The sequence below is a fragment of the Ercella succinigenes genome (assembly GCF_900002895.1).
Window position 1 is genome coordinate 1 of sequence record NZ_CDHP01000070.1, and the last position, 13,516, is coordinate 13,516.

12 protein-coding genes and 2 pseudogenes are annotated in these 13,516 nt (G+C 46.7%); 13 read left to right on the plus strand and 1 reads right to left on the minus strand.

Features of this window, described 5'->3' with window-relative positions; all coding sequences use genetic code 11:
* Positions 1-629, minus strand: a 629-nt coding sequence (istA, locus tag AC0KSB_RS14270) for an IS21 family transposase (protein WP_472310426.1), incomplete at its 3' end; no start/stop codon positions are given.
* A 131-nt stretch (positions 630-760) separates the two neighbouring features.
* On the opposite strand from istA (AC0KSB_RS14270), the pseudogene AC0KSB_RS14275 reads away from it, so the two are divergent.
* The 13 genes and pseudogenes from AC0KSB_RS14275 to istA (AC0KSB_RS14335) all read left to right on the plus strand — a co-directional run.
* Positions 761-1,552 (plus strand): annotated as a pseudogene (locus AC0KSB_RS14275) (DUF2800 domain-containing protein); the annotation flags it as partial.
* A 1-nt stretch (position 1,553) separates the two neighbouring features.
* Complete coding sequence (locus AC0KSB_RS14280; protein ID WP_472310427.1) at positions 1,554-2,135, plus strand: DUF2815 family protein; 582 nt, start codon at positions 1,554-1,556, stop codon at positions 2,133-2,135.
* Positions 2,136-2,204: 69 nt separating this feature from the next.
* Positions 2,205-4,171: pseudogene (locus AC0KSB_RS14285) on the plus strand (DNA polymerase).
* A gap of 98 nt (positions 4,172-4,269) precedes the next feature.
* Positions 4,270-5,043, plus strand: coding sequence for a phage antirepressor (locus AC0KSB_RS14290; RefSeq protein WP_472310428.1), 774 nt, complete (start codon positions 4,270-4,272; stop codon positions 5,041-5,043).
* A complete protein-coding gene (locus tag AC0KSB_RS14295; protein WP_472310429.1) occupies positions 5,030-5,392 on the plus strand; it encodes a DUF7768 domain-containing protein in 363 nt (120 codons plus the stop codon). The genes AC0KSB_RS14290 and AC0KSB_RS14295 overlap by 14 nt, the downstream gene beginning before the upstream one ends.
* Positions 5,393-5,442: 50 nt before the next feature.
* Positions 5,443-7,776, plus strand: coding sequence for a virulence-associated E family protein (locus AC0KSB_RS14300; RefSeq protein WP_472310430.1), 2,334 nt, complete (start codon positions 5,443-5,445; stop codon positions 7,774-7,776).
* 224 nt (positions 7,777-8,000) lie between these two features.
* Positions 8,001-8,312 (plus strand): PDDEXK family nuclease, encoded by a 312-nt coding sequence (locus AC0KSB_RS14305; RefSeq protein WP_472310431.1) that lies wholly within the window; start codon positions 8,001-8,003, stop codon positions 8,310-8,312.
* Positions 8,291-8,791, plus strand: a complete 501-nt coding sequence (locus tag AC0KSB_RS14310; protein WP_472310432.1) for an HNH endonuclease — start codon at positions 8,291-8,293, stop codon at positions 8,789-8,791. Before AC0KSB_RS14305 ends, AC0KSB_RS14310 begins: the two co-directional genes overlap by 22 nt.
* Positions 8,775-10,139 carry an SNF2-related protein gene (locus AC0KSB_RS14315; RefSeq protein ID WP_472310436.1) on the plus strand — a complete coding sequence of 455 codons (1,365 nt, stop codon included), beginning with the start codon at positions 8,775-8,777 and terminating at the stop codon, positions 10,137-10,139. Before AC0KSB_RS14310 ends, AC0KSB_RS14315 begins: the two co-directional genes overlap by 17 nt.
* Entirely contained in the window at positions 10,136-10,585 is a 450-nt protein-coding gene (locus AC0KSB_RS14320) for a sigma-70 family RNA polymerase sigma factor (RefSeq protein ID WP_472310433.1), read from the plus strand. The genes AC0KSB_RS14315 and AC0KSB_RS14320 overlap by 4 nt, the downstream gene beginning before the upstream one ends.
* Positions 10,586-10,717: 132 nt before the next feature.
* On the plus strand, positions 10,718-11,128 hold the full coding sequence (locus tag AC0KSB_RS14325; RefSeq protein WP_472310434.1) for a hypothetical protein: 411 nt from the start codon (positions 10,718-10,720) through the stop codon (positions 11,126-11,128).
* A 27-nt stretch (positions 11,129-11,155) separates the two neighbouring features.
* Positions 11,156-12,148, plus strand: coding sequence for a type II TA system antitoxin MqsA family protein (locus AC0KSB_RS14330; RefSeq protein ID WP_472310435.1), 993 nt, complete (start codon positions 11,156-11,158; stop codon positions 12,146-12,148).
* 739 nt (positions 12,149-12,887) lie between these two features.
* Positions 12,888-13,516 (plus strand): IS21 family transposase (gene istA, locus AC0KSB_RS14335; protein WP_472310426.1); only part of this gene is annotated, 629 nt, incomplete at its 3' end.

Consider the following 13,516-nt stretch of genomic DNA (forward strand, 5'->3'; position numbering starts at 1 on the left):
TCAAATTGACTATTAAGCTTACTGTTTGCCTGCTTTAAAAGACGTTTAACAACAACCTGCTTCATATTGTCATAAAGTATTTCTTCTGGATATCCGCCAAAATATCTAAATGCATTGATATGACACTTTATTAAAGTACTGGTGCTCATATCTGTAACAAATTCTATATATCTCATACGTGAATATCCTAATATCATCAGGAAACAATAGAGTTTTTTCTTTTCTCCTTTTTCAAAAACATGATAGTTTTCAAAGAAGCCCCAATCTACCTGTGCTTGAAGTCCGGGAACTGTTTCAAAACGTACGGTTGCTTTATCATTTAGATTCTTTTTCTTTGAGGCTACATATTCACGTATTACTGTATATTTACTATCACATCCTATTTCCTGTAGTTTTTCCATAATTCGTACAGCACTATAGGGAGCCTCATCAAGCCATAAATCGATTTGTGGTTTGAATGGATCTAATTTTGATGCTTTTGGATGTTTAAGCTCATAAATAGGTTTTGTTTTGCTATGAGCATATTTCTTTGCTGTGCGTGGGTCTATCTGATACTTTTTGCTGAGTTCGGTATAGGATAAACCTTTTTTATAGTCGGCACGAATTTCCATCCATTTTTCTCCTTCCATTTTTGACACACCCCATTATTATTTTTTTTAGAAAGTGTATCATTTTTTTATATTCTTCGAGCCATAAATCTACATTTTTTTACCGCCATTTTCTTTCATTTTATCACCGTCATTGACACTTCGTACCAGATGGCTTTGGCACCGGTGACTGTGTGGTTATTGGTGACGGAACGCTTCATATCATAGATTTTAAGTTTGGCTATCAATGGGTTTCTGCAGAAGAAAACCCGCAGCTAAAACTTTACAGTTTAGCGGCCGTGGAGCTGTTAGATGGAATTTATGACATCAGCGAAGTGTCCATGAGCATCTATCAGCCGCGAAGGGAGAATGTCAGCACCCATACGGTTGCTAAAGAATCCTTGTATCAGTGGGCTGAAGACATTTTGGTACCAACTGCAAAGCTCGCTTTCGAAGGTGGCGGTGAATTTGTACCTGGTGAGCATTGTCAGTTCTGCCGGGCAGCAGTCAAATGCCGAGCCAGAGCTGAGGAAAAGCTAAAGCTCGCACGATTTGAGTTTTCCCTGCCGCCAATCCTCACAGACGATGACATCGAAGGCATCTTAGCAAAGCTGGACGACCTGACAGCCTGGGCAAACGATATAAAGTCCTATGCCTTTGAAGCAGCACTCAATCATGGTAAGCGCTGGTGCGGATTCAAGCTGGTGGAGGGCCGCTCAAACAGAAGGTATAAGAACGAGGAAGCCGTCGCAGAGGCCGCAAAGGCTGCAGGCTACCGCGACATATACCGACAATCCCTGATCACTCTCACCGAAATGGAGAAGCTGATGAGCAAATCAAAATTCAGTAAAATCCTCGGTGAGTTCATTGAAAAACCGCCGGGAAAGCCGGCGCTGGTACCTATTACCGATAAACGACCGGAAATTAATACATCCGCAAAACAAGATTTTAAGGAGGAAATTTAATATGTCAAACACAGCTAATAAAACAAACACAGGTGTTAGGGTTAATCCCACGAAGGTAGTTACAGGCATAGTCCGTCTCAGTTATGCCAACGTCCATGAGCCGAAAAGCATCAACGGAGGCGCAGAGAAATACAGCGTTTCCCTTATTATCCCTAAGTCCGATGCCAAGACCTTAGAGGCTATTAACAAAGCAGTAGACGCTGCTATAGAGGAAGGACGCGGCAAGTTCGGTGGGAAGATTCCCAATAAGGCTGCTTTAAAATTGCCTATGCGTGATGGTGATATTGACCGCCCTGACGACGAGGCGTATGCAGACAGCTACTTTGTAAATGCCAATTCCAATTCTGCTCCGGAGATCGTGGACAAGTCCCTGGATCCTATTATGAGCCGTTCGGAGGTTTACTCCGGAGTATACGCGAGGGTCAGCATCAATTTCTATGCCTTCAACTCCAATGGCAACCGAGGTGTCGCCTGCGGTCTGGGGAATATCCAGAAGGTCCAGGATGGCGAGCCGCTTGGTGGCAGAACCAGTGCTGCAGATGATTTCACATCAGACTATGACGGCGATGACTTCCTCGGCTAAGGACATACGCATCATACAAAGGATTGGGCGGCGAGATTTCTTGCCGCTTTTTTCCGCTAAGGAGGTCATATGAAAACACTCTCAATCGATATTGAAACGTTCTCCAGCTTTGATCTGACGAAAAGCGGTGTTTACCGTTACTCAGAGGCCCCGGACTTTGACATACTTTTATTTGGTTATTCCATTGATGGTGGTGAAGTACAGGTTGTTGATCTTGCCAGCGGTGAAGTTCTGCCGGAGGAAATCATCAGGGCTCTGCTGGATGATGCGGTCATAAAGTGGGCCTTCAATGCCCAGTTTGAACGGATATGCCTATCCCGCTGGCTGTCACGCCAAGGCATAACGCTGGATCAGAATAATCCTGAAAGCCAATTTATAAGCTTGGCATCCTGGCGCTGCACCATGGTTTGGTCTGCCTATCTTGGCTTACCCCTTTCCCTGGAGGGTACTGGAGCGGTACTTGGTCTTGAAAAGCAAAAGCTCAAGGAAGGAAAAGACCTGATCCGATATTTCTCGATGCCCTGCAAGCCGTCAAAGATAAATGGCGGGCGGGAGCGGAACCTGCCGGCTGATGCCCCGGAAAAGTGGGAGCAGTATAAAGCATACAATGCCCGTGATGTGGAGACAGAGCTTGAGATCCAAGCCAAGCTTCATAAGTTCCCTGTGCCAGCTTTTGAATGGCCGAATTATATTCTTGATCAAGAAATAAATGATCGTGGCATCCGTCTGGATATGGGGCTGGTTGGTGAAGCAATTCGCTTTGATAACCGAGCCAAACAGGAGCTCACTTATCTGATGCAGCAAATGACTGAGCTGGACAATCCAAACTCGGTTGCGCAGATGAAGGCGTGGCTGTCTGAACAGGGCTTAGAAACCGACACCCTGGGCAAGGCTGCCGTAAAGGAGCTTCTGAAAACAGCGCCTGAACCACTTGGCAAGGTTCTGGAGCTCAGGCAGTCTCTGGCCAAAAGCAGTGTCAAGAAATATACCGCCATGCAAAATGCCGTCTGCTCTGATGGTAGGGTTCGTGGGCTTTTACAGTTTTACGGTGCGAATCGGACCGGGCGCTGGGCCGGAAGGCTCGTGCAGGTCCAGAATCTGCCCCAAAACCACCTGCCTGACTTGGAGCAAGCAAGGCAGCTCGTCAAGCTTGCCAGTACGAAATGCTGGAAGCGCTCTACGATACAGTGCCGGAGGTACTTTCGGAGCTCATCCGTACCGCTTTTATTCCGAAGCCCGGTCAACAATTCATTGTGGTTGACTTTTCCGCGATTGAAGCTCGTGTGATTGCATGGCTTGCTGGTGAGTCATGGCGAAATGAGGTATTTGCAACCCACGGCCGGATCTATGAAGCGTCGGCCAGTCAGATGTTTCATGTGCCAATTGAGGAGATTACCAAGGGCAGCACCTTGCGGCAAAAGGGCAAAATATCAGAGCTCGCCCTTGGCTATGGCGGGTCGGTTGGCGCACTCAAAGCCATGGGCGCACTTGATATGGGTGTCTTAGAGGATGAGCTTCAGCCTCTGGTCAATATATGGCGTGCGGCCAATCCAAACATTGTTAGGTTCTGGTGGGATGTGGACCGGGCTGCTATGACGGCTGTTCAGGAGCGAACCGTTACGTCTACTCATGGCATTCAGTTTGAGTGCAGAAGCGGGATGCTTTTCGTGAAATTACCTTCAGGCAGACAACTCTCGTATGTGAAACCAAAGCTCGGTCAGAACCGATTCGGAAACGACGCGGTGACCTATGAGGGTGTCGGAGCAACGAAAAAATGGGAACGCATCGAGACCTATGGTCCAAAGCTGGTGGAAAACATCGTTCAGGCAGTATCCCGCGATCTTCTCTGTCATGCCCTTCAGAGCTTCCGGCACTATGAAATTGTAATGCATGTCCATGATGAGCTCGTCATCGAAGCCAACGCCCATTTGTCGATGGAGGCAATTTGCGAGCAAATGAGCCAGGTTCCACTTTGGGCTGAAGGGCTTTTACTTCGTGCCGATGGGTTTGTGTGCCCATTTTACAAAAAAGATTAAAGAAATTTGAAAAGGACCGTCCGAAACCGCCCTTTCTCGTGGCTTAAAGCGAAGGCAACAAACAAAATCCTCTGGCCTTCAGAAAGGACGGTTCAAATATGAACAATTTACAGGTTTTCTCCTACGAGGGGAAGGAAGTCAGAACAATCGCGAAAAGTGGCGAGCCTTGGTGGGTGCTGAAGGATGTGTGCGAGGTGCTGGGGTTAAGCAATCCATCAATTGTAGCCGCAAGGCTGGATGCCGATGAGGTGACTAAGTTTGACTTAGGGGGCTTGTCCGGTGAAAGCAACATTGTCAGTGAGAGCGGGCTTTACAACGTTATCCTGCGCTCTGACAAACCCGAGGCTCGTAGGTTCAAGCGCTGGGTTACCCACGAAGTCCTGCCATCCATCCGAAAGCACGGAGCATACCTTACCTCAGACAAGCTGGAAGAAATCATGAATGATCCAGATGCCTGGATCAAGGTGTTGACCGCGCTGAAGGAGGAACGCCAGGCAAAGGAACGCCTGCAGCTTCAGGCGGAGGCAGACAAGCCTAAGGTGGTTTTTGCCGATGCGGTATCGGTATCGGATGGAACCATCCTCATTGGTGAGCTTGCCAAAATCCTGAAGGGCAACGGTATAGAAATCGGCCAGAATCGTTTGTTCGAACGGCTGCGTCAGGATGGCTACCTGATTAAGCGTAAGGGCACCGACTACAATGCACCAACCCAAAAAGCAATGGAGCTGGGACTGTTCAGGGTGAAGGAAACCGCCATCACCCATTCCGATGGTCATGTCACCATTTCCAAAACCACTAAGGTCACAGGCAAGGGTCAGCAGTACTTCATCAACTATTTTCTCGGTGGAGGTAGCAGCTATGGACAGATTTAATGCGGAAGGCTATCCAGATCCGACCGCAGCAGATGCACTGGCAACGGTGAAACGGGAGGAAAAAGCAAAAGCCTGGAAGCCATGCGTGTTTATCTGTTCACCCTTTGCCGGTGATATTGAAGGTAACACCATGAGAGCAATCCGATACACACACTTTGCGGTGGTAAGTGGAGCGATTCCCTTCGCTCCCCACCTGCTCTATCCGCAGGTGCTGGATGAAAATGACCTTGCAGAGCGGGAGCTTGGGCTGTTTTTCGGGCTGGTCTGGCTTGGAAAATGCGATGAGCTCTGGGTGTTTGGCCGCTATATATCAAACGGCATGAAACGGGAAATCGCCAAGGCAAAATAACGCTGTATCCCTATCCGGCGTTTCAACGACAAGTGTGAGGAGGAATTTGAATGAAAATAGCTGTCGGTAACAGCCGTATGGATAAACGGTGGAAAAATAAGGACATCACCTGGCCGGCCTTCAAGGACACGGTTCGGACCACGAGACGCACAACAGAAACAGTATCCGAGTTTCGTAAGCTGACAAAAGCACGCCAGGATTCCATCAAGGATATTGGCGGTTTCGTTGGTGGAGCCCTCCGTGAGGGAAAACGCCGTAATGGCTACGTGCTTTGCCGGACATTACTCACGTTGGATATGGACTATGCGACGCCGGACACCTGGGCACAGTTGGAGTCCCTTTATGATTGGGCCTGTTGTCTGTATTCCACCCATAAGCATACGCCAGAGGCACCGCGCCTTCGGCTGGTCATCCCATTGGAGCGCGAGGTCAGCGAGGATGAATACCCGGCTTTGGGCCGCATGGTGGCCAAGGAAATTGGCATCGACATGTTTGATGATACGACCTATGAACCGTCACGCCTGATGTACTGGCCTTCCACCTCCTCGGACGGAGAGTTTGTGTTTCAGGAAAAGGACGGTGCCCTGCTTGATCCGGATGCCTATCTCTCAAAATACGTCGACTGGCGGGATGCCTCCATGTGGCCAACCTCGAAACGGCAGTCGGAGGTTATCCTGCATAGCCTCAAGCAGCAAAAGGACCCGCTCGAGAAAAGCGGTGTGGTTGGAGCCTTTTGCAGGGCTTACTCTATTGAGGATGCCATTGCCGAGTTTTTACCGGAGGTTTATGAGCCCTCTGCAATGGAAAGCCGATTTGACTATATTCCCGCCGACTCCAGTGCCGGTGTGGTTATTTACGGCGGTAAGTTCGCCTATTCCCACCATGCTACGGACCCAGTCTGCGGGAAGCTACTAAATGCCTTTGATCTGGTGCGGCTCCATAAATACGCAGAGCTTGAGGAAAAGGCATCGTTTAAAGCAATGTCCGAATTCGCTGTGAAGGATGCTCGGGTAAAGGCACAGCTTACCCAGGAGAGAAAGCTCCAGCTCGAGGAGGAGTTTTCGGAAGAGGAGGATTGGCAAGGTCGGCTGGAGCTTGAAAAGAACGGAAAGATTAAGGACACCCTGTCTAACATTTCGACCATTCTGCGGTATGACCCGGCGCTGCAGCCCATCGTGTTCAACCAGTTCAAGAACCTGATTGACGTCATTAGCGAGCTGCCGTGGCCGCAGGTCAAGCCCGGTTGGAGTGACACTGACCTGGCTTGCTCTAAGCTCTATTTTGAGCGCAGCTATGGGATCTGGTCGCCAACCAAGTTCAAGGATGCGCTTCTGGGTGTGGTATCGGTGGAGCGACTGTATCACCCGATTAAAAACTATCTCAGCACTCTCAAGTGGGATGGAGTAGAGCGGTTAGACACTCTGCTGATTGACTATCTTGGTGCCGACGATACACCCTACGTACGAGCTGTCACACGAAAAACGCTGGTAGCAGCGGTGGCCCGGATCTACCGGCCGGGGACAAAATTCGACTCCATCTTAGTTTTGAACGGCTCTCAAGGCATCGGCAAGTCCACGCTCTTTTCCAGGCTGGGTGGTTCATGGTATTCCGACTCACTGTCCATCTCAGATATGAAGGATAAAACCGCACCGGAAAAGCTGCAGGGCTATTGGATCTTAGAGCTCGGCGAGTTAGCTGGCATCAAAAAGATGGACGTGGAAACAGTGAAGTCGTTCATCACACGTACTGACGACAAATATCGACAGTCTTATGGCGTATCGGTGGAAAGCCACCCACGCTCCTGCATCATTGTTGGCACCACTAACTCGGACGGCGGCTTCCTCCGGGACATCACAGGTAATCGCCGGTTCTGGCCTGTGCGCGTCATGGGTCATGGCAAGCATTATGCCTGGGAGCTTTCTGAGGTGGACCAGATTTGGGCCGAGGCCATTGAACGCTATAAGGCTCATGAGGAGCTTTTCCTTAAAGGTACTCTGGCCGAAGAGGCTGTTACACAGCAGCGGGATGCGATGGAAAGTGATGACCGCGAGGGCTTGGTTGCTGAATACCTGGAGGTCCTGCTACCGGATGGCTGGGACAAGCTAGACCTGTATCAGCGCCGCAACCATCTCAATGGCGGCGAGTTTGGTGAGCCGCTCAAGGCTGGCAGTGTCAAACGAAACCAGGTCTGCGTCATGGAGATCTGGTGCGAGTGCTTCTGCAAGGCCCGCGAATCGATTAGAAAGGGCGACTCCTATGAAATCGAAGGCATCCTGAATAAGATCGGCGGCTGGAAAAAGTTTGACGGTAACAAAACCGGCAAAAAGCATGTGCCTCTCTATGGCTCGCAGCGGGTGTTCGTCCGCTTGGAAGGCGAGGTGTAGCGCATGCCAATTAAGCTTATAAGTAGTAAGGCACGTAAGATGGGCAAAGTCGCAAGCCCTTCATCTATCAGGGTTCAAGGCATGCTTGTTCCTATTGTGCCTATAACTCATCTATTAAATGTTGTAGTTATAAGTAGTAAAGGAGTAATAGGCACGTATAAGCGCATATACGCGCGTAAGAGTTTTAAGTGCTTGGGCATAGACATGGGCACAAGGAGGTTCATATGCGTGAAAAAATAACAGAACAAAAACTGGTCCGGGCGGTGAAGGCTGCCGGTGGAATTGCCGTGAAGCTGGTTTCGCCTGGTTTTGATGGAATGCCAGACCGACTTCTTCTTTTACCGGGTGCAAAAATAGCCTTCGTTGAGGTTAAGGCGATGGGCTGTAAACCACGGCCTTTGCAGATAAGAAGGCATGAGCTGTTAAGGGCCTTGGGCTTTTTAGTCTTTGTGTTGGACGATGAAAGGTTGATACCTTCAATGCTTTCGGAAATTATGGGAGGAGGTGCCGGACGATGCCAGCAAAAAGAAGAGTGATAGTCGCTTGTGATTGGTGCGGCAAAGAGTTTGAAAGGTGCCCGTCCGTCATTAAAAAGCATAATTTCTGTTGTCGGCAGTGTTTAGCAGACTTCAGCAACAAGTCAAAGAATCCTGAAGGTTATGACAGTCTAAAAGATTATCCCGGACAAAGCCAAAACATGTCCGCAATAAATAAAAAGTTAAATCCCTCAAGGATGAATGCTACTACTAGGTCAAAGCTGCGGCAAGCTCGTCTTCAGACGGAGCATAACGGTAGAACATATGCGAAGTATTATGGACGACTGCAACATCGACTTGTGGCTGAAAAAATGATTGGACGGAAACTTAGGAAAGAAGAGGTAGTCCATCATGTTGATGGAGATAAGAGAAACAACGCACCTGAAAACTTGATGGTTATGGATGCGGCTGAGCATGCACGTTTCCACCTCCGCCTGCATCGTTTTTGGTTTAAAGGAGGTGCTGGCGGTGATCTGTGAGCTTCATGAATATCAAAAATACTCCGTGGATTATCTTCTTTCGCATCCCGTTGCAGCGTTATTTCTTGATTGTGGTCTTGGGAAAAGTTTAATCGCACTTACTGCCATTTTCGACATGACACTAGACAGCTTTCTTCTTCGAAAGGTGCTGGTTATCGCACCCCTCAGAGTGGCTCGTGATACTTGGCCTGCCGAAATTGAAAAATGGGAGCATCTATCCGGTTTAACCTATGCGGTTGCGGTTGGAAGTGAGCAAGAGCGCAAAGCGGCACTGCTGCAAAAGGTGCAGGTACACCTCATCAACCGCGAAAATGTCGAATGGCTGGTCACAAAAAGTGGACTGCCCTTTGATTATGACATGGTGGTGGTCGATGAGCTGTCCTCCTTCAAATCACATCAGGCTAAGCGTTTCAAGAGCCTCCTGAAGGTTCGGCCAAGCGTGAAGCGGATTGTCGGCCTCACGGGCACCCCGTCAAGTAACGGGCTCATGGATATTTGGGCGGAGTTCAGGCTTTTGGACATGGGACAGCGCCTTGGCCGCTTTATCGGTAACTACCGGTCCACCTTCTTTCTTCCTGACAAGCGAAATGCCCAGGTGGTGTTTTCCTATAAGCCAAAGCCGGGTGCTGAGGAAGCTATCTATCGCTTGATCTCAGACATCACCATCTCTATGAAGGGTACTGACCATTTGAGGCTACCAGAACTAATGATGAACGAGGTTCCCGTCCGGATGTCAGCTGCTGAAGAAAAGCACTACCAAACCATGAAGGATGATATGGTGTTGTCCCTTAAAGGCAAGGAAATCGATGCGGCAAATTCAGCAGCCCTTTCAGGGAAGCTGTTGCAAATGGCTAATGGTGCGGTTTATGACGAGAATCACGGGGTAGCTCACCTGCATGACCGTAAGCTGGATGCCCTGGAGGATCTGATTGAAGCCGCCAATGGCAAGCCTGTACTTATAGCCTACTGGTTTAAGCATGACATTGAGCGAATACTGGAACGCTTCCCTGCTGAACGGTTGGATTCAGCCGATAGTATTCGCCGGTGGAACAATGGTGAAATACCCATCGCTGTAATTCATCCGGCATCTGCCGGACATGGTCTGAACTTGCAGGCCGGAGGTTCTACCCTCGTATGGTTTTCGTTGACCTGGAGCTTGGAGCTATATCAGCAGACCAATGCCAGGCTCTGGCGACAAGGCCAAAAGGATACAGTAGTTATTCACCATATCATCGCCAAGGATACGATTGACGAGCTGGTCATGAAAGCCCTACGGCTAAAAGATAATGTCCAGGCTGCGCTGATTGATGCGGTTCGGGCTAACCTAAAGAAGGAGGTCATCGAATGATAGCATTAAAATACATCAACAAAAACGCCGCTACTGTAGCCGCCATCCGTGACTACGAAAACATTCGGTTTATTATCAATAACACTCCGCAGGAAATCAAGGATGTGTACGAGCAGATGACCTCTCCCAGAGGTCCGAAGCTCTCCGGGATGCCCTCGGTACGAAATCCTCAATCTGGTGCCGATAAGCTTGCGGCACAGATTGATAAGCTGGACATTCTGCGGGAGCGTTACAGCCAAGCCATTGAATATATGGCTTGGTTCGAGCCTGCATGGTCCAGCCTGACCGACACTGAGCAGCATATCCTTTCGGAGTTTTACATGACGGACAACCAGAAATCAGGTGCGACCTATCGCCTGATGAGCGAACTTAACTACAGTGAGAGCCATGTAGAGCGACTCCGGTCGAATGCTCTGAATCATATTCGTAGTAAGCTATTCGGATAAAGGTGATGCACTTTTTCTGTTAAATGAAAATAATGGTCTTATAAAAATAAAAAAATGCACTATTTAGTGCATTTTTTATTGACTAAGAGCATATACTGGTGTTATGATGGTGTTGACAAAGGAGGGAGATTGATGAGTCAGCACTATAATCAGAACTACACGAAGGAAGAAATTTCTGCCGTGTTACAGAAAATTCAGGAATGCGTGAGTAGCGGTAAATATTCGGTAGAACAAAATGTGAATAGAGCAGAAAATATCGCCCTAATTCGTGAATATAACCTTACTTCCGAGAAGCAACGACGCATACTAATGCAAATCGAAGTAGAAGATTTTTGTCACTCTTTAAAAAATACCAAACTTGGCTATGAGCATGAAATTTTATATGTATTTTGCCCGCAAGTGGCTCTATTTAATTTGGATGATGAGGAAAAACAGCTTGATTTATATACAAAGTTCAATATTCTCGATTTACGTTCGGGAAGCAGAGCGATAGTTATATCGTTCCATGAACGAAACAAGCCGATAGATTATCTTTTTAGATGATCTTGAGGAATGAAAGGAGGCACCATGATGAATAGAATCGTATTTTGTCCGGAATGCAGGAAGGATGTAAAGTTTTCAGTAAAAGAAAAGGTCGACTCTGCTGAGTTAAAAGGTGATGTTTATGAGTTTACTTCTAAGACCGCTTATTGCGACGAATGCGGAGCTGAGGTATACGTACCTGAAATCGAAGATGAAAATTTGAAAGCTCTATATGATGCTTATCGCCAAAAGCACGGCATTATATCCCTAGAAGATATCAGGGCTATTCCCGAAAAGTATAACATCGGGAAAAGACCACTATCACTACTGCTTGGCTGGGGAGAGCAAACCTTCAGCCGGTATTATGATGGTGACATGCCTGCAAAACAGTATTCTGAAAAGCTGAAACAGGTTCTTGCTGATCCTGCGTATTATTTATCACTTCTGGAAAGTGGAAAAGAAAATCTTAAAAGTGATAAAGCGTATGAAAAGAGCAAAGCGGCTACGGAGAGTATTCTGAACATTTCAGTTGCACCGCAGTCAACCTTGGATCTTGTTGTAGATTATGTACTATCACAGTGCCAGGACATTACGCACCTCTCCTTGCAAAAAGCATTGTATTATGTGCAAGGCTTTAACTATGCCTTTTTCGGAAGCTTTTTATTTGAAGAGGATTGTGAAGCTTGGGTACATGGCCCTGTCTACCGAGATATTTATAGACGTTACAGTGGTTATTGCTATGACCCTATAGACACTGTTGAAGAACCAGATATTTCTTACATGCCGGCAGAAGAAAAGGTGTTGCTCGATAGTGTTGTTAAGCACCTTTGCTGTTACAGCGGTAAGACACTTGAGTCTTTTACGCATGTAGAAACTCCTTGGATCTCAACGCGCGGGAATCTGCCAGCCGAAGTATCAACTGACAGAATAATTCCTAAACAAATTATTGGAGAGTATTTTACTTCTGTAAAGGATAAGTACCGTATGCTTACGCCTGCAAACATCAAAGACTATGCGCAGGATATGTTTTCTAAGCTCTAACATTATTGTTTCTGAAATGGCCACCACTTAATCGTGGTGGCTTTTTCTATTTCAAAAGATGAGGGAATTCTGAGGGAGTGTTTGGTTAAGGGCGTTGTATAATAATAGTATCGAAAGCTATATCAAGAGCCTTCGCGGGAAAACCTGCGGGGGCTTTTTGCATGCCTAAAACAAGGAGGTATTAATCGTCATCTTCACCGTAACCATATACTGTGTTTTTATGTTTAAAGTATGGAAGGATACATAAGCGTTTGGATTGTCTCCGTCTTCCAAGGGTAATGATAGAACTCCGCTCGATAAAGATTGTCCACAATTTTCGCATTCCATAGCGTATACCTCCTTATGCATCTTTTGTTGGCTGAATATCGTTGTTGGGAAGAAAACTTTCGTCATGGGATTCAGGAACTAGTTCTTCTTTTGTAGGCTGGTAGTCCTTAAAAGCATCCAGAATAGCTTCGGCTTCTTCGTTTTGCTTTGACTTTTCACGGCCGTCCTTGATGATCTTTGCAATTAAGAATATAAGCCCTGCACCGCCAGCGCCTCCGATGACTCCTTGGAGCCGTCCGAGTTTGATGTAGCTTTTTCCTTCATCAAGAAAGAACTTAGCGATTCGGATTAGGCTGTCAATGACGGTGATAAAATGAAAGAAAATGGCGGTAAAAAAATGTAGATTTATGGCTCGAAGAATATAAAAAAATGATACACTTTCTAAAAAAAATAATAATGGGGTGTGTCAAAAATGGAAGGAGAAAAATGGATGGAAATTCGTGCCGACTATAAAAAAGGTTTATCCTATACCGAACTCAGCAAAAAGTATCAGATAGACCCACGCACAGCAAAGAAATATGCTCATAGCAAAACAAAACCTATTTATGAGCTTAAACATCCAAAAGCATCAAAATTAGATCCATTCAAACCACAAATCGATTTATGGCTTGATGAGGCTCCCTATAGTGCTGTACGAATTATGGAAAAACTACAGGAAATAGGATGTGATAGTAAATATACAGTAATACGTGAATATGTAGCCTCAAAGAAAAAGAATCTAAATGATAAAGCAACCGTACGTTTTGAAACAGTTCCCGGACTTCAAGCACAGGTAGATTGGGGCTTCTTTGAAAACTATCATGTTTTTGAAAAAGGAGAAAAGAAAAAACTCTATTGTTTCCTGATGATATTAGGATATTCACGTATGAGATATATAGAATTTGTTACAGATATGAGCACCAGTACTTTAATAAAGTGTCATATCAATGCATTTAGATATTTTGGCGGATATCCAGAAGAAATACTTTATGACAATATGAAGCAGGTTGTTGTTAAACGTCTTTTAAAGCAGGCAAACAGTAAGCTTAATAGTCAATTTGA